24 protein-coding genes, 1 pseudogene and 1 riboswitch are annotated in these 26,451 nt (G+C 72.5%); of the genes and pseudogenes, 14 read left to right on the plus strand and 11 right to left on the minus strand.

The genetic code is table 11. From position 1 onward, the window contains the following. The first annotated feature begins 20 nt into the window (after nucleotides 1-20). Complete coding sequence (locus GIS00_RS16955; RefSeq protein ID WP_154769592.1) at nucleotides 21-494, plus strand: hypothetical protein; 474 nt, start codon at nucleotides 21-23, stop codon at nucleotides 492-494. Here the strand turns inward: GIS00_RS16955 and GIS00_RS16960 are convergent. After that, nucleotides 481-1,875 (minus strand): polysaccharide deacetylase family protein, encoded by a 1,395-nt coding sequence (locus GIS00_RS16960; protein WP_154769593.1) that lies wholly within the window; start codon nucleotides 1,873-1,875, stop codon nucleotides 481-483. The genes GIS00_RS16955 and GIS00_RS16960 overlap by 14 nt on opposite strands. 160 nt (nucleotides 1,876-2,035) lie before the next feature. On the opposite strand from GIS00_RS16960, the gene GIS00_RS16965 reads away from it, so the two are divergent. After that, on the plus strand, nucleotides 2,036-2,845 hold the full coding sequence (locus GIS00_RS16965) for a CPBP family intramembrane glutamic endopeptidase (RefSeq protein ID WP_154769594.1): 810 nt from the start codon (nucleotides 2,036-2,038) through the stop codon (nucleotides 2,843-2,845). A gap of 64 nt (nucleotides 2,846-2,909) precedes the next feature. Here the strand turns inward: GIS00_RS16965 and GIS00_RS16970 are convergent, their stop codons facing one another. Further along, the gene (locus GIS00_RS16970; RefSeq protein ID WP_322098061.1) at nucleotides 2,910-3,857 is read right to left on the minus strand and encodes a DUF5926 family protein; all 948 of its coding nucleotides are present in this window, start codon (nucleotides 3,855-3,857) and stop codon (nucleotides 2,910-2,912) included. Between the two features lie 562 nt (nucleotides 3,858-4,419). On the opposite strand from GIS00_RS16970, the gene GIS00_RS27825 reads away from it, so the two are divergent. After that, on the plus strand, nucleotides 4,420-5,550 hold the full coding sequence (locus tag GIS00_RS27825; RefSeq protein ID WP_154769596.1) for an SDR family oxidoreductase: 1,131 nt from the start codon (nucleotides 4,420-4,422) through the stop codon (nucleotides 5,548-5,550). A 167-nt stretch (nucleotides 5,551-5,717) separates the two neighbouring features. On the opposite strand, the pseudogene GIS00_RS29045 reads toward GIS00_RS27825, so the two are convergent. The 3 genes and pseudogenes from GIS00_RS29045 to GIS00_RS16990 all read right to left on the minus strand — a co-directional run. Continuing rightward, a pseudogene (locus GIS00_RS29045) lies at nucleotides 5,718-6,530 on the minus strand (DUF4328 domain-containing protein); the annotation flags it as partial. A gap of 38 nt (nucleotides 6,531-6,568) precedes the next feature. Continuing rightward, nucleotides 6,569-6,901 carry a rhodanese-like domain-containing protein gene (locus GIS00_RS16985; RefSeq protein WP_154769598.1) on the minus strand — a complete coding sequence of 111 codons (333 nt, stop codon included), beginning with the start codon at nucleotides 6,899-6,901 and terminating at the stop codon, nucleotides 6,569-6,571. 265 nt (nucleotides 6,902-7,166) lie between these two features. Next, entirely contained in the window at nucleotides 7,167-7,415 is a 249-nt protein-coding gene (locus GIS00_RS16990) for a hypothetical protein (RefSeq protein ID WP_154769599.1), read from the minus strand. A gap of 183 nt (nucleotides 7,416-7,598) precedes the next feature. Further along, nucleotides 7,599-7,730: riboswitch (cobalamin riboswitch) on the plus strand. A gap of 83 nt (nucleotides 7,731-7,813) precedes the next feature. Here GIS00_RS16990 and GIS00_RS16995 point away from each other — a divergent pair. Genes GIS00_RS16995 through GIS00_RS17010 form a run of 5 tightly spaced genes read left to right on the plus strand, consistent with a single transcriptional unit; the run spans nucleotide 7,814 to nucleotide 14,064 of the window. Next, the gene (locus GIS00_RS16995; RefSeq protein ID WP_154769600.1) at nucleotides 7,814-9,454 is read left to right on the plus strand and encodes an LPXTG cell wall anchor domain-containing protein; all 1,641 of its coding nucleotides are present in this window, start codon (nucleotides 7,814-7,816) and stop codon (nucleotides 9,452-9,454) included. Continuing rightward, nucleotides 9,451-10,557: a putative sodium/potassium/calcium exchanger gene (locus GIS00_RS26970; RefSeq protein WP_196073334.1), complete on the plus strand. Its 1,107-nt coding sequence runs from the start codon at nucleotides 9,451-9,453 to the stop codon at nucleotides 10,555-10,557. The genes GIS00_RS16995 and GIS00_RS26970 overlap by 4 nt, the downstream gene beginning before the upstream one ends. Further along, on the plus strand, nucleotides 10,554-11,681 hold the full coding sequence (locus GIS00_RS17000) for an energy-coupling factor transporter transmembrane component T (protein WP_322098062.1): 1,128 nt from the start codon (nucleotides 10,554-10,556) through the stop codon (nucleotides 11,679-11,681). The genes GIS00_RS26970 and GIS00_RS17000 overlap by 4 nt, the downstream gene beginning before the upstream one ends. Further along, complete coding sequence (locus tag GIS00_RS17005) at nucleotides 11,678-13,276, plus strand: ABC transporter ATP-binding protein (protein ID WP_154769601.1); 1,599 nt, start codon at nucleotides 11,678-11,680, stop codon at nucleotides 13,274-13,276. The genes GIS00_RS17000 and GIS00_RS17005 overlap by 4 nt, the downstream gene beginning before the upstream one ends. Then, the gene (locus tag GIS00_RS17010) at nucleotides 13,273-14,064 is read left to right on the plus strand and encodes an ECF transporter S component (protein WP_154769602.1); all 792 of its coding nucleotides are present in this window, start codon (nucleotides 13,273-13,275) and stop codon (nucleotides 14,062-14,064) included. The genes GIS00_RS17005 and GIS00_RS17010 overlap by 4 nt, the downstream gene beginning before the upstream one ends. A gap of 6 nt (nucleotides 14,065-14,070) precedes the next feature. Here the strand turns inward: GIS00_RS17010 and GIS00_RS17015 are convergent, their stop codons facing one another. Next, nucleotides 14,071-14,940, minus strand: coding sequence for an Fpg/Nei family DNA glycosylase (locus GIS00_RS17015; RefSeq protein ID WP_154769603.1), 870 nt, complete (start codon nucleotides 14,938-14,940; stop codon nucleotides 14,071-14,073). Nucleotides 14,941-15,032: 92 nt separating this feature from the next. On the opposite strand from GIS00_RS17015, the gene GIS00_RS17020 reads away from it, so the two are divergent. Then, the gene (locus GIS00_RS17020) at nucleotides 15,033-16,268 is read left to right on the plus strand and encodes a GNAT family N-acetyltransferase (RefSeq protein WP_154769604.1); all 1,236 of its coding nucleotides are present in this window, start codon (nucleotides 15,033-15,035) and stop codon (nucleotides 16,266-16,268) included. Nucleotides 16,269-16,317: 49 nt separating this feature from the next. On the opposite strand, the gene GIS00_RS17025 is transcribed toward GIS00_RS17020, so the two are convergent. After that, the gene (locus GIS00_RS17025) at nucleotides 16,318-18,306 is read right to left on the minus strand and encodes a hypothetical protein (RefSeq protein ID WP_154769605.1); all 1,989 of its coding nucleotides are present in this window, start codon (nucleotides 18,304-18,306) and stop codon (nucleotides 16,318-16,320) included. 103 nt (nucleotides 18,307-18,409) lie between these two features. After that, entirely contained in the window at nucleotides 18,410-18,766 is a 357-nt protein-coding gene (locus GIS00_RS17030) for a helix-turn-helix domain-containing protein (protein WP_154769606.1), read from the minus strand. 403 nt (nucleotides 18,767-19,169) lie between these two features. Between GIS00_RS17030 and GIS00_RS17035 the strand changes: the two genes are divergently transcribed. The 4 genes from GIS00_RS17035 (at nucleotide 19,170) to GIS00_RS17050 (ending at nucleotide 23,323) form a co-directional block, all read left to right on the plus strand. Next, on the plus strand, nucleotides 19,170-19,901 hold the full coding sequence (locus tag GIS00_RS17035; RefSeq protein ID WP_154769607.1) for a hypothetical protein: 732 nt from the start codon (nucleotides 19,170-19,172) through the stop codon (nucleotides 19,899-19,901). A 140-nt stretch (nucleotides 19,902-20,041) separates the two neighbouring features. Beyond that, nucleotides 20,042-21,007 carry a prolyl aminopeptidase gene (gene pip, locus GIS00_RS17040; protein WP_154769608.1) on the plus strand — a complete coding sequence of 322 codons (966 nt, stop codon included), beginning with the start codon at nucleotides 20,042-20,044 and terminating at the stop codon, nucleotides 21,005-21,007. Between the two features lie 143 nt (nucleotides 21,008-21,150). Further along, nucleotides 21,151-22,836: a glucose-6-phosphate isomerase gene (gene pgi / locus GIS00_RS17045; RefSeq protein WP_154769609.1), complete on the plus strand. Its 1,686-nt coding sequence runs from the start codon at nucleotides 21,151-21,153 to the stop codon at nucleotides 22,834-22,836. After that, nucleotides 22,823-23,323: a DinB family protein gene (locus GIS00_RS17050; RefSeq protein ID WP_154769610.1), complete on the plus strand. Its 501-nt coding sequence runs from the start codon at nucleotides 22,823-22,825 to the stop codon at nucleotides 23,321-23,323. The genes pgi and GIS00_RS17050 overlap by 14 nt, the downstream gene beginning before the upstream one ends. Before the next feature lie 5 nt (nucleotides 23,324-23,328). Here GIS00_RS17050 and GIS00_RS17055 read toward each other — a convergent pair whose 3' ends face one another. Beyond that, on the minus strand, nucleotides 23,329-24,075 hold the full coding sequence (locus GIS00_RS17055; protein ID WP_154769611.1) for an ABC transporter permease: 747 nt from the start codon (nucleotides 24,073-24,075) through the stop codon (nucleotides 23,329-23,331). Next, the gene (locus GIS00_RS17060; protein WP_154769612.1) at nucleotides 24,072-24,959 is read right to left on the minus strand and encodes an ABC transporter ATP-binding protein; all 888 of its coding nucleotides are present in this window, start codon (nucleotides 24,957-24,959) and stop codon (nucleotides 24,072-24,074) included. Before GIS00_RS17060 ends, GIS00_RS17055 begins: the two co-directional genes overlap by 4 nt. Before the next feature lie 93 nt (nucleotides 24,960-25,052). Here GIS00_RS17060 and GIS00_RS17065 point away from each other — a divergent pair, with 93 nt between their 5' ends. Continuing rightward, nucleotides 25,053-25,874, plus strand: a complete 822-nt coding sequence (locus GIS00_RS17065; protein ID WP_154769613.1) for a TetR/AcrR family transcriptional regulator — start codon at nucleotides 25,053-25,055, stop codon at nucleotides 25,872-25,874. Here GIS00_RS17065 and GIS00_RS17070 read toward each other — a convergent pair. Then, nucleotides 25,861-26,391, minus strand: a complete 531-nt coding sequence (locus tag GIS00_RS17070; RefSeq protein ID WP_154769614.1) for a DinB family protein — start codon at nucleotides 26,389-26,391, stop codon at nucleotides 25,861-25,863. The genes GIS00_RS17065 and GIS00_RS17070 overlap by 14 nt on opposite strands. Between the last annotated feature and the right edge of the window lie 60 nt (nucleotides 26,392-26,451).

Here is a 26,451-nt window from a genome sequence, read left to right on the forward strand (position 1 = left end):
AGGGATCGTGGGGGGACTGCATGAGCACGGATGGGGACGAGATCCGGGAGTTGGCCGAGGCACGGGCCGGGAGTGGCACCACGCGCGGGATCGTCCGCCGTGATGACGCGGCTTGCATCTGCGTCGAGACCGACGACCGGGTCAGGTTTCTGGTGATCCTGTTGCACGACGGGGACCACTGGCAGGTCCCCGAACTCCTGGACGGTACGCAGCTGCCGTTCAACGCCGAGCGATCAGCGGGGCCGCCGGATCAGATCGCCGGGCTGTCCTTCCAGCAGACCGCGCCACCGGGACCCGATCGTCCGGACACCGCCTGGACGGCGGTGTGCGGGACGGCGCCGGCCGGGGTCACCGAGGTCATCATCGACTCCGGGATCGACGGACAGACCGTCGAGATCGACGACGACGGATGGTTCCTCGGGCTGGTGCGCGCTGCATGGGGCCACCGACCGGCGATCCGGTACCGACCGTCGCCGACGGTCAGTACTGGATGAGCCCGGTGCACTTCGGCCAGGCGTCGTAGGGGCACCCGCCGAGATTGCTCTGGTGGTTCTGCAGGTCGGCCAGCACGGCCGGGTCCTGCGCCTCCATCCAGTCGACCAGGTCACGGAACGGCACGCAGTAGGTGTTCTCCTTGCCGCAGTACTGCAGGGCGAAGTTGCCGACCGCGTCGCTGTAGGCGTTGTTGTTCCAGTCGTTGAAGTGGTTGCCCAGGATGATCGGCTCGTTCACGCCGTCGGTGGTCGCGGCCTTGTACATGTCGGCGTAGGTGTCGAGGACCTGCTGCGAGTCGATCTTGCTCTGCGCGGCGGCCGGCGGTGTGCCGCTGCCGATCGCGTCCGGCTCCTGCTGCGCGTAGTAGTTGTAGTCCATGGTGATCTGCACGTGGCCGGTGCCGTGGGTGGGGAACTCGGACATCCCCATCTCCCATACCTTCCCGTCCTCGCTCAACGTCGGCCAGGACAGCCCGACCCGGGTGAACGAGCTGTCGTAGTTCATCCCGTGCGCCTCGAGAGCCGGGTACAGGTCGGCCTTGTGGCCGGTCAGGCACGGCGTGCGCTCGCCCTTCACCTGCGAGAGGTCGACCTGCAACTGGTCGCTGATCCCGTTGTTGGCGTCGACATCCTTGACCAGCGCGAAGAACTGGTCCAGTTCGTTGTTCCAGTCGGCGGTGTTCCAGTCGCCGCCGCCCGGCGGGTTGTCGTCGCAGAAGTGCCCGTTGAAGTGCGTACCGATCTCGTCGCCCGCGGCGACAGCCTTGTTGAGATCGGCGATCTCGACCGGAAGGTCGCTCGCGCTCGCCCACGGGATCGACGACTTGCCGGCCACGTGGCCGGGCCCGGTGTACTTGTCCTTGGTGGCATCGCTGAGCATGTAGGTGCCGGACAGGAACCCGGTCCAGTGCAGCGGCACCTTGCTGGCGAGATCGAACCAGTAGTCCCACTTCTCGTGCCAGCCGACGCCGTCGAAGCTGAACACGATGAACTGCGGGACCTTGTCGCCCTTGCGCAGCTTGGTGATCGTGAAGCCGTCGGGTTCAGTCTTCACCACGTCGCCGGCCGGCACCTGGTACGCCACGCCGCCGTCCGATGCACCGCCGGACTTCGTCGTCGATGCGGTCGACGGGGTCGTGCTCGAAGGATCCGCGCTCGAGGACGTCGGATCAATACTCGAAGAACTCGACGCACTCGTCGGGTCGGTGACCGCGCCCGATGACGAGGTCACACCCCCGGTCGCCGGCACCACCACCTCCGACGTGACCGTCACCGCGGCCTGCTCACCACCGCTGCAGGCGGTGAGCAGCAGGGCACCGAGCCCCAGCAGCACGATCGGCAGTCGTCGGGCCCGACGGCGCAGCAGCACGATGTCCCTCATCCCTCTTCACACGGTCCGCACACAGTTTCGCAACGCGAAGCAAACGGGACCAGTGTGCGCCACCGAGGATCGGATCGGTGTGATCCCCACCCGCTCCCCATCCGGCGCCATGCCCGTTGCCATCCGCCGCACCGCCCGCCGCTCTACCCTGACGGACGCCATGACCAGCGCATCCGTGCCCGCTGCCCCGGAGTTCCGGGAGCCCCGACGGGACACCCCCAACGCGATCCGTGTCGAGATCGCGATCGTCCTGCTCATCACCCTCGGCATGTCCGGGCTGCGCTCGATCGTCTCGATCATCGAGGACCAGATCCGGGCCGCGCAGGCCGGGCAGCAGCTGTCCTCGCAGGCGGTCGCGGTGGTCGCGCCGCAGTCCGACCTGAACTGGATCGACCTGATCCGGCAGCTGTTGTCGATCACCCAGGCGGTCACCTGGGGAGTGCTGGGCCTGTACCTGCTGTGGCGGTCCGGGCTGGCGGTCAAGGAGCGGTTCGGGCTGGACCTGCGCCACCCGTGGCGCGACCTGGCGAGCGGCGCCGGTCTGGCCGCGTTCATCGGCGTCCCGGGACTCGGTCTGTACCTGGTCTCGCACGCCCTGGGCTTCTCGCTGACGGTGGTCGGCTCGAACCTCACCGACACCTGGTGGCGACTCCCGGTGTCGATCCTCGCCGCGATCGAGAACGGTTTCCTGGAAGAGGTTCTCGTTGTCGCCTACCTGATCACCCGGCTGCAGGACCTGCGGGTCCGGCTGTGGGTCGCGGTCGCCGCGTCGGCGCTGCTGCGCGGCTCGTACCACCTCTACCAGGGGTACGGCGGGTTCGTCGGCAACGCGATCATGGGCGTGATCTTCGCGCTGGTGTTCCTGCGGTGGCGGCGGCTCTGGCCACTGGTGATCGCGCACTCGCTGATCGACATCGTGGTCTTCGTCGCCTACCCGCTGCTGCAGGGGAAGGTCAGCTGGCTGCCCTGACCGAGGCACGGCGCCCGACGACCCCCACCACCGGCCGCCCGACGGCGACCGACCGGCAAGCGGATCAGCGCAGGGTGAACTGCCGGGTCAGGATGCCGTCCCGGGCCCGTCGCTCGTCGTCGGTCAGCGGTGCCTCGACGGCCAGCGCCTTCTCCAGCCGGCCGGCGAAGGCGAGCGCCGGGGTGTCCCATTCGCTGGCGTGCGCGTCCCGGTCCAGGTCCCACACCGGCACCAGCCGGCCGTGCGCCCGGAACGACCCGACGTAGCGGGATCCCTCGCCGAGATCGAGCTCGCCTGCGGCGGAGAGCCGGGCCAGCGCGGCCATCAACGGGGTCTCGTCCTCCGGTCGCACCCAGCGCAGGTGCGCCTTCTCACCGGCGTCGACCCAGTAGGCGCCCGGCTGTTCGGCGACCCGCGCGGTCGGCATGATCGCGGCGTTGGCCCGCTCCAGCGAGAGCGCCACCTCGCCGCCCTGCTCCGGCTCCTCCTCGAGCCACCAGGAGAAGTCCTCGTACACGGTGACGTCGAACGGGGCGTCGACGACCAGGTCGCCGAACCGCGGGCCGGCGGTGGCCCGGCCGGTGACCGGCAGCACCTGCGACGGCCCGGCCTGCAGCGCCCACTCCAGCGCCGCACCGAGATCGCGGGCCAGATCGCCGGAGTGCGTCTGCACCTGCAGACCCAGCAGGATCGAGCCGTCGGCGCGGGTCAGCGCGGCGGCCGCGCCGGGCAGCACGGTCGCGAGGGTGACGGTCGGGCTGTCCTCGCCCGCGTCCTTCAGCTCCAGTGGCACCGTCGCGGACGGCACGAACTCGCGCAGCGCGATCAGCTCGGTCTCGCCGGCCAGGCCCTCGTACGGGCGGACGACGATCAGCTCGGCGGCGTCGGCCGATCCGTGGCATGCCTTGTAACGGCGGCCGGAACCGCACGGGCAGGGGCTGCGCGGGTTGACCGCAGCCTCGCCCTCGGGAGCGGTGGCACGGGCGGACCTGGTCGAGGACTTCTTGGACACCCGGCAACGGTAGCCGACCTCACGGTGACCTCCGGACGCCTCGTACCGGCCCCGGAGTCCGGTTCCGTACGGCGGCATCGGGCCGCTCGTCGTCCACCCGTCCGGCGCCGACGACCGACTGCTCCGCGCGCCGCGCTGTGGCTCCGTGGTGGTACCTGAGAGCCGGGCGGGATCCGGCAACCGGACGGTCGCGGTCGTCACCGGGATCGTGGCTGTCGGTGCCGGGGGTCCGGTCAGTACAGTGTCAATCCGTCGGGGAGTACGGAAGTCGAGGAGCCGCCACGGTGCCGACACGTCGTGGCACCACCGGCGCACCGCAGCGCTTGCAGCCGGTCTCGATGCAGGTCAGAGCCCCGCAGGACCGGTCCGCCCACTCCCGTGAGGATGATGACTTGTGCCGAGCGATCCACCCACCACTGTCGGTCGGCACGCGGACTCCGCCGTGCTGCCGTCGCAGCGGTCGGGCGAGGATCCTTCCGGCCCACCGGCCTTGGCGACCGCACTCCCGAGACACACTCCTGACCGCCGGACAGGTGAAGCAGATCACCCGAACGGAAGCACGATGACCGACGATCGATCCGCTGCCGACCACACCGGCGCCGGGCGCGACGACCGGCAGCTCCCGCCGCTGCCGAACCTGCGCCCGTTGTTGTCGTTGCGCCCCTTCGAATGGCCACCGCCGGCGCCGGCGCCGGTCGCGAACGATGTCGCCGACGGTGTTCACACCAATGGCCACCACCACAGTGAGCCGTTCGATGACGACTTCCCCGAGGCCGCCGCACCGACCGGTACCGACGGTGACGAGATCGCCGAGGCGGCTGTGAGCGAAACCACAGTCGTGCCCGAAACGGGCCAATCGCCCATCCCGGTGGCCGCCGACCCGACCGTGCGGATCCCGGCCGACGTGGTCCGGGCCGCCGACACCCCGTCGGCGGCGACCGCGGGCCGTCGGCACCGGCGACGGCGCACCGACGACGACACCCCGGAGCGCTTCTCCGCCACCCGCTCGTCGCACCACCGCGCCGACCCCGCCCACGGCGGTCGCGCCCTGATCATCGGCGGGTCCGGTGCCGTCGGTTCGCTGATCGCGGCCGGACTGGCCGACGACGGTTTCCGGGTGGCGGTGCACCACGGCCAGCGCGCGGACCGGGCCCGGGAGATCAGCCGCGCGCTGTCCGGGCGCGGGCATCTCGCCGTCGGAGCGGATCTCACCGATCCGGACGCCGTGGAGCGCATGTTCGACGCCGTGGATCAGCACTTCGACGGGATCGACGTGGTGGTGCACGCCGCCGGCACCCCGCGCAGCACGGACATCGGCGCCGCGTCCGCCGCCTGGGGCGAGGCGTGGGCCACCGCGCTGTCGGTGGAACTGCTGGGTGCCGCCCTGGTGGCGCAGGCCGCCGCCCGCTCGTTCGCCGGCCGCGGGCAGGGGGGCCGACTGGTCCTGCTGGCCGACCAGGGTCGCGCCGGGACCGGTGTCGCGATGGACCGCGCCCTGTCGCAGGGCATCGCCGGACTCGGCGCCGGCCTGGCCGTGGAGCTGCAGGGTCAGGGGATCCGGGTGGCCGTGCTGAGTTCCGGACCGTCGGCCGGCTCGGATGGCTGGGACCCGGCAGAGGTCGCGTCGCTGGTCTGCCGGATCTCGTCCGGTCCGCCGGGCGGGCCCTCGGGCGCCGTCGTGACCATCGACTGACCCGTGCCTTCGGCAGTCGCGTCGTCGGCGGCCGGGCTTGGGTCCGCATCTGCTGACGGGCGATCCGCGCCGGCGCGCCGGAGACGCGTCGGGGCAGGCGCCTGCACCTGCCACCCGCGTGGCACTGCGCCGTCGCGGCCGTCCCAGCGGGCCAGGAACCGGCGCAGCACCGACACCGTGCAGAGTGCGACCGCGGCGCCCACCAGGTCGACGGCGATGTGCAACTCCACGGTGTCGGCGACCGCCTGCTCGCTGGTGCCGAACGCTCGCACCAGGGTGGCCACCACCAGCACCGCATTCAGCACCCAGAGCACCCACCAGGCCGTGATCCAGCGGGAGACCCGTTGCGGGCGTTGATCTTCCGAACCTTCCACCTGCAGTCCGAGGTCGATCTCGGACAGCACCTGACCGATCCCGTGCAGGTTCCAGACCGGCACGACCATCCGGGCCAGCACCGAGGCCGGTCGCCGGGACGGCGAAGCCCCGGCCCGGTGGGCGGTCGCGGCGTGCAGGCGCACCAGCGCCGGCAGCACCAGGACCGCGGTGAGCAACGCGCCGGCCACCGCCGTCCAGCTCGCGGACACCACCAGGGCCTCGCTCGCCCGGACCGGCACCGGTGGCAGCACCTCGGTCCGGCCGCGGAGCATGAGCACGTAGCGCCAGGTCTCTCCGCTCGCGGCGATCACCGCAGCCAGGGCGGTCAGTCCGGCGGTCAGTGCACCGATCCGCAGGGCGCTCCGCGCCCGGCCGAGAACGCCTGCGGCGTCGTCGCTCTCGGTCTGCACGGTGGCGGTCCGCCAGATGACGGTGGGGAAGCCCCAGCGCGGCGGCCGCCCGTGATAGGACGGCGGGCCGTGATAGGCACGCGGCGGTGGTTCCGGCCGGCGACCGACGGTCACCCCTGGCGGCGGGTGCGCCCGCCACCGCTGGATCGGCAGCGGGGCCGAGCAGTAGACGCAGCTGTGCACGCCGCGCGGCATCGGCGGCTGGGTGCGGGCGCAGCGGGGACAGCGCACGGTCAGATGATCTCCGGGGCCCCGCCGCTGCCGGCGCCCTCCAACGGCCGGCCGGCGCGGGCCCACTCCATCATCCCGCCGGCGACGTTGACCGACTCCCAGCCGTTGGCGTTGAGGAATTCGGTGACCCGGGCGGACCGGCCGCCGGACCGGCAGATGACGTAGAGCGGCGCTGCCTCCGGCACCTCGCCGAGGCGGCCGGTGAGCGTGGTCATCGGGATGTGGACGGCGCCCGGCGCGTGCCCGGCCTCCCACTCGTCGCTCTCGCGCACGTCGAGCAGCACGGCGTCGGCGGGCACCTGGTCGATCCCGACCTCGGGAACCTGGGATGGCATCACGCCCTCCATCCTCCCACCCACCCCCGCGGGCGTCCCCGGATCCGGAGCGATGGGGAGCCGGGCGGGTGCGGGACGACTCCGGAGCGGCGGGGAGCCGGGCGGGTGCGGGACGACCGAGGAACGAGGAAGGACTGCAGCCGCTCAAGCCGGCGGACCGGCGCGACAGTCCACTCGGAACGAGGGAGCGACTGCAGCTGCATCAACCGGCGGACCAGCGCGACTATCAGACACGGAGCGCTCGGGAGGGCGGTGTGGAGTCGGGTCACTCGCTGCTGCGGGAGTCGTCCGCCTCGACAGCTCGGTATCGCGCCAACTTCTCCTCGTAGGCCGCCTCACCCACGCGCGTCCTGAACTGCTCCTTGGACAAGAACCTGAGCGCGCTCGAGCCCGAGAAATCTGATTCCGGATCCGACGAATCACCTACATCCGGATTCGTGCGGGCGGACCCCGCAGGCCCGACGGCCAGGACCGCCAGCAGGACGCCGATCCCGACGAGGAGTGTTCGATACATGCCCGACCTCCGTGAGCCTCACCGGACCCGCCGCCCCGAACGGTACCCGGCAACGTTCCGCCGGCGGCCGCTCGCGCGTGCTGGAAGCCGCTGCGGCGTCATCAACCGGCGGACAAGCGCTGCCATCGGACACGGTGCTCGCCCGGCCGGGCGGGTCACACCGAGTTGACACCACCCGGACCTGCCTGGGACTTTGGACCGGTTGTGCCCACCTGGCAGGGGAAGCCGGTCCGACTCCGGCACTGACCCGCAACGGTAGGTCCGCGGCCCGCGCCGCGGACGAGTCCGGATACCTGCCCGGTGCGAAACGGCTCCACACCACCCGTCGAGGTCCGCGGGCGGAGTCCCCCCGCGTCGCAGCGGGGGTACGTCCGTCGGGACCCAGCTGAGAGGCCCCGATGTCCTTCCTGATCCGTACCGCCGCGGTCGTGTCCGCGACGGTCCTGGGCGCCGGCGCGCTGCTCGCCGCCCCCGCCCTCGCCGTCCCCGCCGAAGGGCCGGTGTACACCACGGATCCGGCCGCGGGTGCGGCCGGCTGGCTCGCCCGTCAGCTGGTCGACGGTGACCACATGCAGACCGATTTCGGCGGCACGAAGTACGACGACCAGGGACTGACGGCGGACGTCATCCTCGCGCTGGACAGCGCCAAGGTCGGCCAGGACGCCGCCGCGGCCGCCACCGGCTGGCTGGCGGACAACGTCCGGACCTACGTCGGCAACGGCGAGACCGAGTCGTACGCGGGCGCGTTGGCCAAGACCATCCTGGTCGCCGACGCCCAGGGTGAGGACCCGCGCAACTTCGGCGGGGTCGACCTCGTCGTCCAGCTGGAGAACCTGCACTCCCAGACCGGCCGCTACAGCGACGTCTCGGAGTACGGCGACTACAGCAACGCGATCACCCAGTCGCTGGCGATCATCGCGCTGAACCGCACCACCGACGCCGCGCCGCAGGACGCCGGCGCCTCGCTGCGCAGCCTGCAGTGCCAGGACGGCGGGTTCGCCCTCTCCTACGACGTCCAGCCGTGCGTCAGCGATCCCGACGGCACCGCCCACGCGATCCAGGCCCTCAACCCGGGCGAGTCCCAGGAAGCCGCACTCGACTACCTCGAGGGCATCCAGCAGGAGAACGGCGGCTTCACAGCCGCGGCCACCGGCGGCGTGCCGGGTGCGGTCAACAGCAACACCACCGGGCTGGCCACCGCCGCCCTGCTCAAGGGCGACCGCCCGGATCCGGCCGCGGCCGGCATGCAGTACCTGACCGGTCTGCAGGTGACCGTGAACGGCGACGACGTCGGCGCGATCGCCTACGACGGCACCGGTTTCGACGCCACCACCGCCCCGCGTGCCACCTCGCAGGCGATCCTCGGCCTGATCGGCGCCGACCTGAACACGGTCGACAACACCGACGCGGCCGCCGAGGCGCCGGTGCTCGAGGGCACCGACCCGCCGACCAGCTCGAGCAGCGCGCCGAGCTCCAGCAGCTCCGCCGGCTCCAGCACGAGCCCCTCGTCGTCGTCCGGCTCCTCGACGTCGTCCCCGTCCAGCTCCTCCGCTCCGGTGTCCTCGACCTCGGCCCCGTCCACCCCGTCGACGAGCACCCCGGCCACCACCGCGACCACCCCGGCCACCAGCACGTCCGAGTCGGCGTCGGTCTCCGCCGATCTGGGCTCGGTGGCGCAGGGCGGCTCCGTCACGGTCACGGTGAGCGGCTTCCTGCCGGGCGAGACCGCCCGGGTCGAGCTGCACTCCACCCCGATCGTGCTGGGCACCTTCCTGATCGGCGCCGACGGCGCCGGCTCGGCCACCGTCACCATCCCGGACGACGCCGAGGCCGGGCAGCACGAGATCTGGGTGATCGGCGAGACCTCCGGTGTGGTCGTCACCATCCCGGTCACCGTCGAGCCCTCGCTGGCCGCGACCGGCGTCTCCTCCGGCGTCACCACCCTGGGCATCATCGGCCTCGTCACCCTGCTGCTCGGCGGGTCGCTGCTGCTGATCGCCCGTCGTCGCAGCGTGGCCGCGGGACACCGGCACCGATGATCCGCACCCGGGCCAGGAACTCCCGCGCCCGGGGACACCACCGGTTCCGCCCGCTGTTGCTGTCCCTGCTCGCCGCCGGTGCCGCCCCACTCCTCGGGGCGGCACCGGCCGCAGCGGCAGCGGCCGTGCCGTGCACCGCCCAGCAGGTCACCGTTGTCGTCGGGTCCGACGTCAGTTGCAGCGGTGACGCCGCGAACGGCCTCGCTGCCCTGCAGTCGGCCGGCCACAGCTACGCTTTCGTCCCGCGCCAACCGGGCTTCGTCTGCCAGATCGACGGCCAACCGGATCCGTGCAACGGGGCGCCCTCGAACGCCTACTGGTCCTACTGGCACGCCCAGCCCGGCGGTACCTGGGTCTACAGCACCGCAGGAGCCGGCTCGTACGACCCGGCCCCGGGCAGCGTCGAGGGCTGGGCCTTCGGTGCCGGCGACCCGCCGCCGATCGACCCACCGACCCTGGCCGCGCCGCCCACCAACCCGAAGCCCACCCCCACGCAGGCACCGGCGCCGACCACGCCCAAGCCCACCCCCACGAAGACCACTCCGGCTCCGACCACCCGGGCGACGACCCCGCGGCCGACCACCGCCCCGGTTCCGACGACGCGGACCACTGCTGCCCCGCCGACAGCACCGTCTCCCACGACACCGCCGACCACGCAGGCACCTGGCACGACCGCCCCGGCTCCGCCGACGGCGCCGACCGCCGACCCGCCCACGGCCGACACCACTGCCGAGCAGACCGATGGCGGGCCGGACACCACAACGACCTCCGGAACGGCCACCACCGGCGCACCGTCGACGCCGAGCCGCTCCCCCGCTACCTCCGCGATCCCGCCGAGCGCGTCGTCCCCGACCCGGCTCTCGCACCAGGGCAGCTCCGCGCCTCCTGTACCAATCAGCTCGACATCGGCCCCGGCCCCATCGGCCACCGGATCGAGCGACACCACCCCGTCCGCCGATCCGTCGGTCCTGCCCGCGTCGGCGGCCACCTCCGACGAGAACGACTCGTCGGCAGGCACCATCTGGGGTGTGGTGGTCGGAGCGCTCGCGGTCGCGGGACTGGGCACCGTCGCGGTGTTGCGGTCGCGACGGTCCCGCGGGTGACGGCGCAGGTCCGTCCGGAGGCGTGGTGGATCTGGGCGTTGTGCCTGGCCGCGACGGCCGACCGGACCACCAACCCGATCCTGCTCGCGACGTTGATCGCGGTGACCTGGTTCGTGGTCAGCAGCTGCCGTTCCCGCGAACCGTGGGCGCCGGGCTGGACGCGCGGGTTCGCCGCCTTCTTCAAGCTGGCCCTGGTCGTGCTGGCCATCAGGACCGTCTTCCACATCCTGCTCGGCTCGCCCACCGGCGGTCCGGTGCTGTTCACCCTGCCGACGGTGCACCTGCCGGACTGGGCCACCGGGATCGGGATCGGCGGGCCGGTGTACGCCGACGGCCTGCTCGGCACGCTGTACGCCGCGCTGTCGCTCGCGGTGCTGCTGTGCTGCGTCGGCGCGGCGGTGGCGCTGGCCGATCCGCGCCGGCTGCTGGCCGCGCTGCCCGGGGCGCTCTACGAGGTCGGCGTCGCGGTGGTGGTCGCCATGTCGTTGGCGCCGGAACTGCTGGCCGGGGCGCAGCGGGTCCGCCGGGCCCGGGAACTGCGCGGTGACGCCACCGCGGGCCGCGGGCTGCTGAGGCGGATCCGCGCCTGGGCCCGGCTGGCGCTGCCGCTGCTCGCCGACGCCACCGACCGCGCGCTCACCCTGGCCGCGTCGATGGACGGGCGCGGGTACGGCCGGGAGGGCGGCCTGGGTCGCACCGGCCGCCGGTGGACGGCCGGCCTGGTGCTGGTCGGGCTGGGCGGTCTGGTGCTGGGGATCTACGGGCTGTTGGACACCACCACCCCGCTGCCGGTGACGGTCCTTGCGCTGGTGATCGGCTGCGGCGCCGCCGTCGCCGGCCTGACCGCCGGGTCGCGCCGGGTGGTCCGTACCCGGTACCGCACCGACCCGTGGACCTGGCGGGACGGTGTGGTCATCGGGTCCGGGCTGGTCGCGCTGGCCGGGTCGGTCGTCGGTGGCCTGCTCGACGCCCCGCTCGACCCGCCGGACCTGCTGGCCCTGCCGCCGCTGCCGGTGCTGCCGTTCGTCGCCGTGCTGGTCGCCGCGCTGCCCGGACTGCTGCTGCCGACCCGGGTGCCGCCGGTGCACCGGGCCGCCGATCCGGAGATGGTGACCGCCCGATGATCCGCTTCGACGGCGTCTCCGTCCGCTACGACGGCGCCACCCGGGACACCCTGCGCGGCGTCGACCTGGAGATCCCGGACGGTGAGTTCTGTCTGGTCGTCGGGCCGACCGGCGCCGGCAAGTCGACACTGCTGGGGCTGGTCAACGGGCACGTCCCGCACTTCACCGGCGGCACGGTCACCGGCCGGGTGCGGGTGGACGGCCGGGACACCAGGCAGTCCCGCCCGCGGGACCTCGCCGACGTGGTCGGCGTGGTGGTGCAGGACCCGCGGCGCGGGTTCGTCACCGACCGGGTGGACGACGAGCTCGCCTACACGATGGAGTCGCTGGCGCTGCCGCCCGAGGTGATGCGCCGCCGGGTCGAGGACACGGTGGACCTGTTGGGGCTGGCCGAGTTCCGGCACCGGCCGCTGGCCACCCTCTCCGGCGGGCAGCAGCAGCGGGTGGCGATCGGCGCCGCGCTGACCGCGCACCCGTCGGTACTGGTGCTCGACGAGCCCACCAGCGCACTGGATCCCGCCGCGGCCGAGGAGGTGCTGGCCGCCCTGCACCGCCTGGTGCACGACGTCGGCATCACCGTGCTGCTGGCCGAGCACCGACTCGAAAGGGTCGTCGGTGATGTGGATGCGGTGATCCTGGTGCAGCCCGACGGGCACGTCTGGCACGGCCCGCCCGGCCCGGTCATGGACATCTCCCCGGTGGTACCGCCGGTGGTGGAGCTCGGACGCTGGGCCGGCTGGTCCCCGCTGCCGCTCACCGTGCGGGACGCCCGGCGCCGCGCGGCGCCGTTGCGCGAGCAGGTCACCGCCCCGGCCCGTCAGGCCGACACCGCCGGCACGGGAGTCATCGGCCTGCTGAAGCTCTCGGCCGGACACGACGGTCGCACGCCGGTCGCCGGACCGCTGACCGTCACCGCCGGCAGCGGGGAGATCATCGGCCTGATGGGACGCAACGGCGCCGGGAAGTCGACACTGCTGTGGACGATCGCCGCTGCGCTGACACCGATCTCGGGCTCGGTGCTGGTCGGCGGTGCTGACCCGCGGACGCTGCCGCCCGCCGACCGGCGCCGGTCCGTCGCCCTGGTCCCGCAGCAGCCGGGCGATCTGTTGTACCAGCGGAGTGCCGCCGCGGAGCTCCGGCAGTCGGACGCCGATGCCGCCCGGCCGCCCGGCACCACGGCAGCGCTGTTCGCCGAGCTGGCACCGGGCGCCGACGCCGACCTGCACCCGCGTGACCTGTCCGAGGGGCAGCGGCTGGCCCTTGCGCTGTCGATTCAGATGGCCGCGCAGCCGCGCCTGCTGCTGCTCGACGAGCCCACTCGCGGGCTGGACTACCCGGCAAAGCAACGACTCTCGACCCTGCTCCGGCAGTGGTCGGCCGACGGCGTCACCGTGCTGCTGGCCAGTCATGACGTCGAGTTCGTCGCCGGCGTCTGCCGCCGGGTGCTGATCCTGGCCGACGGCCGCCTGATCGACGACGGCCCGACCGCGTCCGTGGTGACCGCCTCCCCGACCTATGCACCGCAGGTCGCGAAGATCATGGCGCCGGTGCCGGTGCTCACCGTCGACGAGCTGCGAGCCGGGATGCCGTCATGACCGATCACCTCACCGGCACACCGACCGCGCTGCGCATCCACCCGCGCTCGACCGTCGCGCTGCTGCTCGCCTTCCTGGCCACCGTCGCGGCTTTCGGCTGGCCGCTGCTGGTCTCGCCGGACTCCGGGCTGGCCCACGGCAACGACGCGACCCTGGTGTTCGCCGTGCTGCTCCCGCTGGTGCTTGCGGTGGTGCTCGCCGAGCTCAGCGAGGGCGGCATCGACGCGAAGGCCGTGGCGATGCTCGGCGTGCTGTCCGCGGTGGGCTCGGCGATCCGGCTGCTCGGCGCCGGTACCGGCGGGATCGAGCCGGTGTTCTTCCTGATCGTGCTGGCCGGGCGGGTGTTCGGCCGCGGGTTCGGGTTCGTCCTGGGCTGCACCACCCTGCTGGCCTCGGCACTGCTCACCGGCGGGGTCGGTCCGTGGCTGCCGTTCCAGATGCTCGGTGCGGCCTGGGTCGGGTTCGGCGCGGGCTGCCTGCCGGCCGTCCGCGGCCGGTGGGAGATCGCCGTGCTGGCCGGCTACGCGACCCTGGCCGCCCTCGCCTACGGAGTCGCGCTGAACCTGTCGTTCTGGCCGTTCACCCTCGGCGGCGGCACCGAGATCTCCTTCGTACCAGGTGATCCGGTGGCCGACAACCTCCCGCGACTGCTCGCCTTCAGCCTGGCCACCTCGCTCGGCTGGGACCTGATGCGGGCGGTCACCACCGTGCTGCTGGTGGTGCTGGCCGGGCCCGGGGTGCTGTTCGTGCTGCGCCGGGCGGCCCGCAAGGCCCGCTGGGCCGGCTGAACCCGACTACTTGATCAGCCGGGAGAGCCGGCGGTCGGCGAGCAGCTTGCCGCCGGTCTGGCAGGTCGGGCAGTACTGGAAGGACCGGTCGGCGAAGGACACCTCGGCCACCGTGTCACCGCAGACCGGACAGGGCAGCCCGGTGCGGGCGTGCACCTTCAGCCCGGTGCGCTTCTCGCCCTTGAGCCGGGCGGCCTCCGCACCGACCGCCTTGCCGACGGCCGCGTTCAGCACCGAGACCATCGCCGTGTACAGCCTTTCCAGCTGCTCGGGCTTGAGTGTGCCGGCAGTGGCGAACGGCGACAGCTTCGCCTGGTGCAGGATCTCGTCGGAGTAGGCGTTGCCGATCCCGGAGATCACCGGCTGCTCGGTGATCACGTTCTTGATCCGGCCGGTCCGGCCCTTCAGCAGCGCGGCGAACTCGTCGGCGGACAGCGACAGCGCGTCCGGCCCCAGCCGGGCCACCCCGGGCACCTGCTGCGGATCGGTGACGACTGCGATGGCCACGGACTTCTTCGTGCCGGCCTCGGTGATGTCGAACCCCGCGCCACCCTCCAGCCGCAGCCGGAAGGCGATGGGGCCGCCCATCTTCGGCGGGGTCGGCGACAGCGCGTCGGACCAGCGCAGCCAACCGGCGCGGGCGAGATGCACCACCAGGTGCAGGTCCTCGGAACCCGGCGCCCCGCTGAACGTGAGGTCGAGGAACTTGCCGTGCCGTCCGCCGGCGGTCAGCGTGCGGCCGATCAGGGCGGTGGCCGGCGGATCATAGGTGGTCAGCACGTTGAGGGCGGTCACCGCGACGGAGGCGACGGGGCGGCCCGCGGCGTGCTCCACCAGGAACTCGGCCAGGGCGGTGACCTCGGGCAACTCAGGCATACGGACAGTGTGCCGCACGGCGCGCGCCGGCACCGGGGGCATCTCCCGGAAACCCGCGGGCATCGCGGCAGGCCGGGCGCTACGGTCGGCGGGTGAGTCCCGACGCCGCGATCGATGTCCGCACCATCACCCCTGACGAGGTGCCGGCCTGGGTGGCCGCACTCAACACCGGGTTCCAGAACGCCTCCGGCGACGCGGATGCCGAGGCCCGACGCCCCTCTATCGACCCGGACCGGACGATCGGGGCCTTCGACGGGGACCGTGTGGTCGCGACCTTCCGCAGCTTCCCGACCGAGCTCACCCTGCCCGGCACGGCGGAGATCACCGTCTCCGCGATCACCGCGGTGTCCACCACCGCGACACACCGGCGGCGTGGACTGGCCCGCCGGATGATGGCGCACGACCTGACCGCGGCGAAGGAGCGGGGCGAGCCCGGCGCGGCACTGATCGCCGCGGAGTGGCCGATCTACGGCCGGTTCGGGTTCGGCATGGGCACCGAGACCCAGGGCTGGCGGGTGGACACCTCGGTCGCCCGGATCGCCCGGCCGGTCGCCGGCCGTACCCGGATGATCGACGCCGCCGAGACCCGCCGGTTGGCGCCGGAGATCTTCGACCGGCACCGCCGGCACAGCCCTGGCGAGATCAACCGCACCCCGCAACTCTGGGACGTCGTCCTCGGCGTCGTGCACTACCCCAGCTGGGGCGAGCCGACGAAGAAGTTCTCGGTGCTGGCGGAGGACGAGGCCGGCACCCCGATCGGCCTGGCCCGCTACACCTTCGCCGACAAGTGGACCGACCGGCGCCCGGCGGGCACGATCACCATCGACGGCTTCATCAGCACCGGCCCGGAGGCGACGTCGCTGCTTTGGGAATACCTGATCGGCATCGACTGGGCCACCACCGTCGTCCAGGACATGGGCCGCACCGACGACCTGCTGCCCTGGCTGCTGACCGACCACCGGCACGCCGCCGTCACCGAACGCGGCGACCACCTCTGGTGGCGACCGCTGGACGTGCCGGCCGTGCTGTCGGCGCGCAGCTATCCGAACCCCGGCACGCTGGTCCTCGAGGTGACCGACCCGATGGGGCTGACCGGCGGCCGGTTCCGGCTGGAGGGCGGCCCGCAGGGCGGCAGCTGCACCCCGACCACCGAGTCGGCGGACATCACCCTCGGCATCGGTGCGCTCTCCGCCGCCGCGCTCGGCACCGTACGGCCGTCGCTGCTCGCCGCCGCCGGACAGGTCGACGAGCACACCGCCCGCGGACTGGTGAAGGCCGACGACCTGCTCCGCTGCCGGAAGACCCCGTACTGCAGCGTCGGGTTCTGACCCACCCGGCCCGATCGGACCAGCGGTGCCGATCGGACCAGCGGCGCAGTCAGACCAGGGACAGGGCCAGCGCCACCGACGCGGTGAGCAGGTCGGCCGACGTGGCGCCCTGCACCGAGACGGCCCGGCCGTCGGCGGTCCGCAGCGCGACGATGCCGGATGTCGGGTCGGCGAGCAGCGTCCCCCCGGCGATCGCCGATCCGTCCACGGTGACCGGTCGCAGGTCCGCGGCGCGGACCGCCTTCGGGAACAGGCCGTCGGCGGCGGTCACCGCGATGTCGAGCATGGTGCCGCCGGCGCAGCTCATCGACGACCGGGACGAGGTGGTCCCGTCCTCCCGCTGACGTTCCGCATCGACGTCGAACAGTTCGCAGCCGGCCGGCAGAGCGGCCGGCAGCGCGGCCGACGGCAGGAGCGTCGCCGGCTCCGGCGTGGCCGACCGGGCCAGCGCCGGCAGGTCCGCCGACCAGTCGGTCAGGTCGTACCGGAAGCCGTCCACGGTCCAGGTCAGGGTCTGGATGCCTTCGTCGTCCCAGAGGGTGCCGCTCGCCCCGTCGATGTCGACCGGGCGGCCACCGTAGGGCTCCGACCAGGACACTCCGTCCTCCGGTCCCGTCATCAGGGTGAGTTGGTCGTCGGAGCCGGCGGTCGGGGCGAAGTCGACGATCAGCGAGTCGGGCGCGTACCAGGTCCAGGAGCTCACCGTCCGGCCCGGGAAGCCGAGGCCGACCGAGCTGGGTGGCTGCACGGGACGGACCAGTAGGTCGACCGGCGTGACGTCGAGCGGCTCCCCGGACGGTTCCGGGTCGGTGGTCGGCGGAGCGGTGGTCAGGGTGGTGGCGTCGGTGCCTGGCTGTTCGACCGCGTCGACGCCGAGCGACCTGCTGAACGGTGGCTCGTACCAGGACTGCCCCGCCGTCAGTGCCGGATCGACCTCGACCGATACCGCCAGGGCGACCAGCTGTTCGTCGGTCAGGTCCGCATCCGCCGGCCGGCGGACGAGCACGCTCGCGAAGTTGTCGGAGATCGTCTGGGCGGATCTGCCCGGCCAGAGCTCGGCCCAGCTGTCGCCGAGGGTCACGTGCTCGCCCGGGCCGTCCTCCCCCGACACGGTCGAGATCGAGACCATCCCGCCGTCGGGGACATCGGGGATCGGGGCCGACTGCACGGCGACCACCACACACCGGTCCCGGAGTTCGGCCGGCAGCACCGCGGCCGGGCAGAGGGCGACGGCCGGTTGCATCTGCCCCTCCACCGACGGACCGTCCACCGAGACCACCTGGTCGAAACCCGGGACACCGGACCGCAGCAGCACGGACCGTCGCAGGGCCGTCGGCTGCTCGACCAGGCCCGTGGCGAACGCGACGAGCTCCGGGGACGGGTCGCGCGCGGCGGCGAGATCCGGTTCGTAGCCGGCGGAGTCATCGAGGTTCTCCTGCCAGACGTGGATCCACCGACCGTCGGACAGCTGCCAGGTCAGCCGCGCGGTCGCAGGCAGCCCGTATCTGTCGAAGGCGGCCCCGCGGGTCCACGACCACCCCACCGTCCGATCGCCGAGTTGCGTGGTGGTGAAGACGATCTCGTTGCCGTAGGTCCGGCCGTCGTCGGTGATCGGCCCGGTGTCCTGAGCTCCGGTGATCAGGTAGCCGAGACTGCTGGTCCCGCTCGGACCGGCGTCGCCGGAGGCGAACCAGCCGACAGCGAGCCAGTCCGGCGCCTGCATCCACCAGGGACCGGCCAGTCCGGCCGGGACCGCTCCCGCGGTGACGGGGGACGACACCTCGGGCAGCGACAACGCCGGCAGCGGGGTGCCGGGGGTCAGCGCCCGGGCGGACATCCCGTCGGGCACGGCCCCGGTCGCTGCGCCGTCCGAGGTCGTGGAGGCCGCAGCAGTACCGCCGGACACCGGGCTCGACGTGGTCATGACGACCGGGCTGCTCGTCGGTCCTGCGACGATGTCCGGCGGCGGGGTGCCGCACGCGGTGATCAGCAGTCCGGCCGCGAGCAGGACGCCCACCGATCGACGAATGGTGCTCATGTGACCCCCCGGGAGCGCCGCTGTGACGGCAGATCCTCCCATGTCCCGTGCTCTCGCGGGGCGCATCGAGGGTGCGGGCCACCCCGGGGCGGCGACCCAGGGGTCAGGCGGCGCGCAGCGCGACCTGCCCGGCACCCGCACCGGCGGCGCCGGATCCGCCGACGACGGCGCGGTCGGGCGACATCTGCCGGACCGGCAGCGGGGTGACCACGCCGACACCGGCTGCGGCGCGGGCGGTGTCGAGCAGCAGGTCGGCGAGATCGACGTCGAGTGCCGTGCAGAGCGCGGCCAGCAGCTCGGAGGAGATCTCCTTCTCGCCGCGCTCGATCTCCGACAGGTAGGCGCGCGACACCATCGACCGGGCGGCCAGTTCGCGCAGGGTGAGCCGGCGGTCGACGCGCGCGGCACGCAGGCTGCGGCCGAGTTCCTCGCGCAGCAGCGGAGCAGGTGCGGTGGGCATCGCGGCGCCTCCCGGGATCCGGTGACGGCCGGGCGATCCGATGCCGTCCTGATCGTCACCCTAGAAGCCTTGGCGCAGCCCCCGGAAGCTGGTTCGCTGTCAGCGGACCGTCCTGCTCCCGCCACCGGCACACCTCCGACGTGCGGTATCAGACCCCGGGCCGCATCCTCCTGGGAGGGAGTCGCACCAGCACCTCCGCCGGAACGACGCAGCACATCGGCCGGCACCACGCAGCACACCCGCCGGCACTGCACTGCCGCACTTCCGCCCGTCCGCGCCACCGCAGCATCACCCGAATGCCACATCGCGATGCCGGAATTGCCGGGAACCGATCGCTCCCGGTCCCCGTCGTAGCCGGCAACACCACCGGAACAACCGGCCCCACCGAACTGAAGGACACATCATGAGCAAGGACCTGCACATCACCGTCGCCGGCGATCTGTACCAGGCGGAGGCGACCATCGACGTCGACGGCGACGGGGTCAACGACGCCGTGCTGGCGGACTTCGACGGCGACGGCAACCGCGACGAGATCGCCTGGGACTCGGACGGCGACGGCGTCATCGACACCATCCTGATGGCGTCGAACAACGACGGGAACTACGACGTCGGCTTCTACGACCCGAGCGGCCAGGGCAACTGGGACGAGGCCATCTCCGTCCCCGGCGGCTACATCCTCGGCGACCCGGGCACCACCGAGACCACGGAGACCGCCGGCTACACCACGACCACCACCGACGAGGGCGCCTACACCACCCAGACCGTCACCACCTCGGACGACGGCACGGTCACCTACACCGAGACCACGTACTACACGGATTCGCCGGAGACCACCGACGCCCCGGCGGCCACCACCGCCGGCGACGGGCAGCTGACCTACTCCTTCGGCGACTCGAACAACCCCACCGAGACCTACCAGTCCGAGGCGAACATCGACATCGACGGCGACGGCGTCAACGACGCGCTGTGGATCGACATGGACGGCAACGGCGGGCACGACGACATCGCCTGGGACTCCGACGGCGACGGCGTCGTCGACGTGATCGCGGTGGACTCGAACCACGACGGCCACTACGACACCGCCTACACCGACCCCAACGGCAACGGCCACTGGGACTCCGCGACCACCATCTGATCCGGCGCACCCCGCAGGTCCCGGCCACGTGCCGACGATCCCACCGGAGTCCACCCGATCCACCGGCCCACCCCGTCCGGCCCTGCACCGCGCAGGCCCGGGCGGGGTGTTCGCGTTCCCGGTGCTTCTAGGGTGAGGGCATGCGCAGCCCGTACCCGCCGATCGAACCCGACGCCTCCGGCATGCTCGACGTGGGCGACGGCCAGCTGATCCACTGGGAGACCTCCGGCAACCCGGACGGCGCGCCGGTGGTGTTCCTGCACGGTGGCCCGGGCGGCGGCACCAACCCGTTCCAGCGCCGGGTGTTCGACCCGGCGAAGTACCGGATCGTGCTGTTCGACCAGCGCGGGTGCGGGCGCAGCACACCGCATGTCGCTGATCCGGGGACCGACCTCTCGGTCAACACCACCTGGCACCTGGTCGCCGACATGGAGAAGCTGCGCGAGCACCTGGGCATCGACCGCTGGCACGTGTTCGGCGGCTCCTGGGGCAGCACCCTCGCGCTGGCGTACGCCCAGACGCACACCGACCGGGTGGTCTCGCTCGTGCTGCGCGGCATCTTCACCCTGCGCAAGGCCGAGCTCGACTGGTTCTACGAGGGCGGCGCCGGCGCGCTGTTCCCGGACCTGCGCGAGGCGTTCGTCGCCCCGGTGCCGGAGGCCGAGCGCGGCAACTGCATGCAGGCCTACCACCGGCTGCTCAACGATCCCGACCCGGCCGTCCACGTGCCGGCCGGTGTCGCGTGGTCGGTGTGGGAGGCCTCCACCGTGCGGTTGCGGCTGGACCCGGCCAAGATCGCCGAGGCCGCCGATCCCCGCTTCGCCCTTGCCTTCTCGCGGATCGAGAACCACTACTTCGTCAACGGCGGCTGGATGCGGGAGGGGCAGTTGATCGAGGACGCCGGTCTGCTGGCGGACATCCCGGCGGTCATCGTGCAGGGCCGGTACGACGTCTGCACCCCGCCGTTCACCGCCTGGGACCTGCACCGCGCCTGGCCGTCCGCGCAGCTGGTGATCACCCCGGACGCCGGGCACGCCTTCGACGAGCCGGCCACGCTGACCGCCCTGCTGGACGCGACCGACTCCTTCGCCGACCTGCCATACTGACCTTGCCTACCGGCCGGGTGCCGGACCGGGGGTGGCGGGCGCGGAGCCCGGCACCCCGGTCGGGCGGCGACGGGCCGGAGACGGCAGACTGTCCGCGGTACGCCGGATCGGCGTACCGGGACCGCGACGAGGAGCACCCGAGCATGACTGCCGCGCAGCCGACCGACATCTCCGCCACCGATTCGCCCGCGTGGGCCGCACTGCACACGCACTTCGGCACGATGAGCGCGGTCCACCTGCGCGAACTGTTCGCGCAGGACCCGGCGCGCGGCAGCGAGCTGACCCTGCAGGCCGCCGACCTCTACGTCGACTACTCCAAGCACCGGGTCACCCGGGAGACGCTCGGCCTGCTGCAGGAGCTGACCTCCGCGGCCGGCCTGCGCGCCAAGATCGACGCGATGTTCTCCGGCGTGCACATCAACTCCACCGAGAACCGCGCCGTGCTGCACACCGCTCTCCGGCTGCCGTCCGACGCGCAGCTGGTCGTCGACGGGCAGGACGTGGTGGCCGACGTGCACGAGGTGCTGGACCGGATGTCCGGCTTCGCCGACCGGATCCGCTCCGGCGAATGGACCGGCGCCACCGGGGAGCGGATCACCACCGTGGTGAACGTCGGCATCGGCGGGTCCGACCTCGGGCCGGTCATGGCCTACGAGGCGCTCAAGGACTACTCCGACCGCGGCATCACCTGCCGTTTCGTCTCGAACATCGACCCGACCGACATCTACGAGAAGACACACGATCTCGACCCGGCGAGCACCCTGTTCATCATCGCCTCCAAGACCTTCACCACATTGGAGACGCTGACCAACGCCCGGCTGGCCCGGGACTGGCTGACCGGCGGGCTGACCACGAAGCACGGCCTGTCCGCCGACGACGCCACCGCCGCCGTGGCGAAGCACTTCGTCGCCGTGTCGACGAACGCCGATAAGGTGTCGGAGTTCGGCATCGACACCGCCAACATGTTCGGCTTCTGGGACTGGGTCGGCGGCCGCTACTCCTACGACTCCGCCATCGGCCTGTCGGTGATGGTGGCGATCGGGCCGGACAACTTCCGCGAGATGCTGGCCGGCTTCCACGCCATGGACGAGCACTTCCGGACCGCCCCGTTCGAGGTGAACGCGCCGGTGATCCTGGGCCTGCTGAACGTGTGGTACGGCGACTTCTTCGGATCGGGAAGCCATGCGGTGCTGCCCTACTCGCAGTACCTGCTGCGTTTCCCGGCCTACCTGCAGCAGCTGACCATGGAGTCCAACGGCAAGTCCGTCCGGCTCGACGGTTCCCCCGTGCTCGCCGACACCGGCGAGGTGTTCTGGGGCGAGCCCGGCACCAACGGCCAGCACGCCTTTTACCAGCTGCTGCACCAGGGCACCCGGATCATCCCCGCCGACTTCATCGGGTTCGTCGAGCCGAACCACGACCTGCACGACGGCGACGCCGACGTGCACGACCTGTTCATGTCCAACTTCTTCGCCCAGTCCACGGCGCTGGCCTTCGGCCGCACCGCCGAGGAGATCGCGGCGGAAGGTGTTGCGCCCGAGGTCGTCCCGCACAAGGTGATGCCGGGCAACCGGCCGTCGACCTCCATCCTGGCGCAGAAGCTGACGCCGTCGGTGCTCGGCCAGCTGGTCGCCCTCTACGAGCACATCACCTTCGTCCAGGGTGTGATCTGGGGGATCAACTCCTTCGACCAGTGGGGGGTCGAGCTCGGCAAGGCGATGGCCAAGGAGCTGGCGCCGATGCTGTCCGGCGAGACCTCGACCGACGGCCAGGACTCCTCCACCGCCACGCTGATCGGGCACTACCTGCAGGGCCGTGGCCGCGCCTGAGCCGGACGAGTACCACCCGCTGGACGAGAAGCGATCCCTGGAAGCGCTTCTCGACCAGCAGCGGGATGCCGTGCTGCGCAAGGTGCGCGGCGTCCCGGAGCAGGACGCCCGGCGCGCACCGACCGCGAGCGCGCTGACCCTGCTCGGCCTGCTGAAGCACTGCGCCGTCTGGGAGCAGCGCTGGTTCCAGGGGGTGATGGCCGGCCGCCCGCTCGACGACGGCTGGCCGGAGCGGCGCGATCCCGGCGCCGACTTCCGTCTCGACGACTCCGACACGGTCGGCGTCTGGGTGCTGCGGTACCAGCAGGCGATCGAGGAGTCCCGCCGGACCACCGCGGACCACGACCTCGACACCCGTTGCGCCCGGCCGGATGTCGCCGACTGCAACCTGCGTTACCTGCTGCACCACCTGATCGAGGAGACCGCCCGGCACGCCGGCCACGCCGACATCCTCCGCGAGTCGATCGACGGCAGCACCGGGATGTGACCGGGTCAGCGGCGGGTGCGCTGCCACAGCCAGGCGGCGAGAACACCCGATACCAGCAGGATCCCGGCACACCAGAGCAACGAGGTGAGCGCCGGCCCGGCGACCGGACCGCCCAGCAGCAGGCCGCGCAGCGCCTCGGTCACCGGCGACACCGGCTGGTGCTGGGCGATCGGCTGCAGCCACCCGGGCAGGGTGTCCACCGGCACGAAGGCACTCGACAGGTAGGGCAGGAACAGCAGCAGGAACCCGAAGGCCGATGCGCTCTCCGGGGTCCGGGCGACCAGCCCGACCGCCGCCGCGGCCCAGGACAGCGCCAGCACGTACGCGCCCACCAGACCGGCGGCGGCCAGCCACTGCAGCGGTCCGGCCGAGGGCCGGAAGCCGACCGCGACGGCCGTACCGATCACCAGCAGCACCGACACCAGGTTCCGCAGCACGCTCGCGGCGACGTGTCCGGTCAGCACCGAGGACGGCCGCAGGTCCATCGTCCGCAGCCGGTCGACCATCCCTTCCCGGAGATCGGCGGAGACGCTGATCGCGGTGGTCGAGGCCCCGTACCCGGCGCAGAGCAGGATCACCCCGGGCACCACGTAGTCGATGTAGTCCGCGGCCGGTGTGCGCATCGCACCGCCGAACACGGTCGTCATCAGCAGCATGATCATCACCGGCAGCAGCGCGCCGATCAGCAGGCCGTCCGGGCTGCGCACCGCGTGCCGGAGGCTGCGGCCGGTCATCACCAGCGCCGCGCTCATGCCGCCACCTCCCCGTCGCGCCGGCCGGTCAGCTGCAGGAACACGTCGTCCAGGCTCGGCGTCCGGACCGCGAACGAGGCGACCCCCGGTCCGTTACCGAGCCGGGCCTCCACCCCGGCCATGGCCCGGCGCAGGTCGGCGAAGGTGCCGTCGACCGGCACCCGGGCGGTGCTGCCGTCGGTGAACGTCACCTCCAGTACGTCGGCGCCCACCCGCTGCCGGAGCTCGGCGGGCGCGCCCTCGGCCACGATCCGGCCGCCGTCCAGCACCGCGACCCGGCCGCCCGGCCGGTCCGCCTCCTGCAGGTACTGCGTGGTCAGCAGCACCGCCGTCCCGCCGGCAACCAGGTCGTCGACCAGGTCCCAGAGCGCCTGCCGACTGCGCGGATCGAGCCCGGTGGTCGGTTCGTCCAGGAACAACACCTGCGGCCGGGTGAGCAGGCTGACCGCGAGATCCACGCGCCGCCGGGTGCCGCCGGAGGCGGTCCGGGTGAGCCGGTCGGCCACGCCCGTCAGGTCGAGACGCTCCAGCAGCTCGTCGACGTCGGTGCGCAGACGCGGCGCCGGGATCCGGGCCAGCCGGCCGATCAGCCGCAGGTTCTCCCGCGGAGTCAGCAGGCCGTCCACGGCGGCGAACTGACCGGTCACCGCGATCGCCCGGCGGACCGCCGCCGGGTCGGCGTGCAGGTCGTGCCCGGCCACCGCCACCTCACCGGCGTCCGCCGGGGTCAGGGTGGCGAGGATCCGCACCACTGTCGTCTTCCCGGCGCCGTTCGGCCCCAGCAGTGCCAGCACCGACCCGGCGGCAACGTCGAGATCGACACCGTCCAGGACCGTGCGGTCCGCGTAGCTCTTGCACAGTCCGCGCACCCTCACCTGCGACATCGGGCCTCCTTCTCGGGTTCAGCGTATGCCGTACGCTTGTGTATCACGTACGCATGCGTATGCGCTACGCCCAACATCCGGCAGAATGCAGACATGACCTCCGACCCGCTGCCCGACCCCCTACCGGGTCCGGTGCGCGCCGCCTGGGAGAGCGAACTGGGCAGCGGAGGCCGGCGCCCCCGGCGCCCGGAGCTCTCGCTGCGCCGCATCGTCGATGCCGCGGTGGTGCTGGCGGACCGGGACGGCCTGGCCGGGATCTCGATGGCGAAGGTGGCGGCGGAGATCGGCTGCGCGACGATGGCGCTCTACCGGCATGTCCCGTCGAAGACCGATCTGCTGCAGCACATGTTCGATGCCGGACTGTCCGCACCACCACGGGACCGGACCCCACCCGGGACCGGCTGGCGGGACGGGCTGGCCACCTGGACCCGCGCCTCCCTGCAGGTGTTCGTCGGCCGGCCGTGGCTGCTCGAGATCCCCATCACCGGGCCGCCGCTGATGCCGCGGAACCTGGACTGGATGGACTGGGCGATGGGGCTGCTGGAGGGGACCGCCTTCGCCCCGTGGGAGAAGCTCTACACCCTGCTGCTGCTCAACGGCCACGCCAGACACGAAGCGGCACTGGCGGTCTCGATCGGCACCACGCCTGGGGAGCCGGCCGACCCGGAGGCGGGCGAGCAGGCCGCGGCCGACTACACCTCAGCCCTGGTGGCCCTCGCCGATCCCGGTCGTTTCCCGGCCCTGCACGACTTCGTCTCCACCGGTTCGCTCTTCGACCTGCCGCCGGACGTCGACCCGGAACGGGCCGACGACTTCCTCCGCGACTTCGGGCTGGAGCGCATCCTGGACGGACTCCAGGCGCTGCTGGACTCCCGGGGTGCTCCTGGTCCCGGTGACCCCGTCAGTCCCCGGTGACCCCGTCCGCGCACTCGCGGAGCAGGTCGGCGTGGCCGGCGTGCCGGCAGTACTCCTCGAGCATGTGCACCAGCAGCCAGCGCATCGAGAAGTGGCCGTCCCGGATGGGTTTCGCCGACAGCGCATCGAGATCGGCGTCGCTGGCGGTGGTCCGGGCGAACGTGACCTCGGTCTCCCACGCCGCCAGGGCGTCCGCGAGGGTGTCGTCCGGGCCCGGATGGTGGTCGCCGTCCGGGTCCTGGCCGAGGTTCGGATCGCCGTAGAACAGCGGGTCGCTGTCGGGGTCACCGACGAACCGGTTGCGGAACCAGTACCGCTCGACGTCGGCCATGTGCCGGACGAGGCCCATCAGGTTCAGGTCCGACGGCGGCACGGTCGGCCGGCGGGCCAGGTCGTCGGACAGCCCGTGAACCTTGATCAGCAGGGTGGTCCGGTAGTAGTCGAGGAACTCGGACAGGGTCGTGCGCTCGTCGGCGGCGATGGCGGGCTCGGTGCGCTGCGGCGCGGGAAGGTCCATGGGCCGGACGCTACCCAGGTGGCGGCAGGCGGCACCACAGGGTTTCGCTACGGTGGGCCG

The organism is Nakamurella alba (genome assembly GCF_009707545.1).
Lineage (GTDB): Bacteria > Actinomycetota > Actinomycetes > Mycobacteriales > Nakamurellaceae > Nakamurella > Nakamurella alba.

Excerpts from the sequence above, each read along its gene's own strand:
- GIS00_RS17070 (WP_154769614.1), bottom strand. The coding sequence starts at position 26,391 with ATGGACCTTCCCGCGCCGCAGCGCACCGAGCCCGCCATCGCCGCCGAC.
- GIS00_RS16995 (WP_154769600.1), top strand. The coding sequence starts at position 7,814 with ATGTCCTTCCTGATCCGTACCGCCGCGGTCGTGTCCGCGACGGTCCTG.
- GIS00_RS17055 (WP_154769611.1), bottom strand. The coding sequence starts at position 24,075 with ATGAGCGCGGCGCTGGTGATGACCGGCCGCAGCCTCCGGCACGCGGTG.
- GIS00_RS17035 (WP_154769607.1), top strand. The coding sequence starts at position 19,170 with ATGAGCAAGGACCTGCACATCACCGTCGCCGGCGATCTGTACCAGGCG.
- GIS00_RS16990 (WP_154769599.1), bottom strand. The coding sequence starts at position 7,415 with ATGTATCGAACACTCCTCGTCGGGATCGGCGTCCTGCTGGCGGTCCTG.
- GIS00_RS16985 (WP_154769598.1), bottom strand. The coding sequence starts at position 6,901 with ATGCCATCCCAGGTTCCCGAGGTCGGGATCGACCAGGTGCCCGCCGAC.
- GIS00_RS17060 (WP_154769612.1), bottom strand. The coding sequence starts at position 24,959 with ATGTCGCAGGTGAGGGTGCGCGGACTGTGCAAGAGCTACGCGGACCGC.
- GIS00_RS17010 (WP_154769602.1), top strand. The coding sequence starts at position 13,273 with ATGACCGATCACCTCACCGGCACACCGACCGCGCTGCGCATCCACCCG.
- GIS00_RS17030 (WP_154769606.1), bottom strand. The coding sequence starts at position 18,766 with ATGCCCACCGCACCTGCTCCGCTGCTGCGCGAGGAACTCGGCCGCAGC.
- GIS00_RS16955 (WP_154769592.1), top strand. The coding sequence starts at position 21 with ATGAGCACGGATGGGGACGAGATCCGGGAGTTGGCCGAGGCACGGGCC.
- GIS00_RS17065 (WP_154769613.1), top strand. The coding sequence starts at position 25,053 with ATGACCTCCGACCCGCTGCCCGACCCCCTACCGGGTCCGGTGCGCGCC.
- GIS00_RS27825 (WP_154769596.1), top strand. The coding sequence starts at position 4,420 with ATGACCGACGATCGATCCGCTGCCGACCACACCGGCGCCGGGCGCGAC.
- GIS00_RS17025 (WP_154769605.1), bottom strand. The coding sequence starts at position 18,306 with ATGAGCACCATTCGTCGATCGGTGGGCGTCCTGCTCGCGGCCGGACTG.
- GIS00_RS26970 (WP_196073334.1), top strand. The coding sequence starts at position 9,451 with ATGATCCGCACCCGGGCCAGGAACTCCCGCGCCCGGGGACACCACCGG.
- GIS00_RS17015 (WP_154769603.1), bottom strand. The coding sequence starts at position 14,940 with ATGCCTGAGTTGCCCGAGGTCACCGCCCTGGCCGAGTTCCTGGTGGAG.
- GIS00_RS16965 (WP_154769594.1), top strand. The coding sequence starts at position 2,036 with ATGACCAGCGCATCCGTGCCCGCTGCCCCGGAGTTCCGGGAGCCCCGA.
- pgi (WP_154769609.1), top strand. The coding sequence starts at position 21,151 with ATGACTGCCGCGCAGCCGACCGACATCTCCGCCACCGATTCGCCCGCG.
- pip (WP_154769608.1), top strand. The coding sequence starts at position 20,042 with ATGCGCAGCCCGTACCCGCCGATCGAACCCGACGCCTCCGGCATGCTC.
- GIS00_RS17005 (WP_154769601.1), top strand. The coding sequence starts at position 11,678 with ATGATCCGCTTCGACGGCGTCTCCGTCCGCTACGACGGCGCCACCCGG.
- GIS00_RS16960 (WP_154769593.1), bottom strand. The coding sequence starts at position 1,875 with ATGAGGGACATCGTGCTGCTGCGCCGTCGGGCCCGACGACTGCCGATC.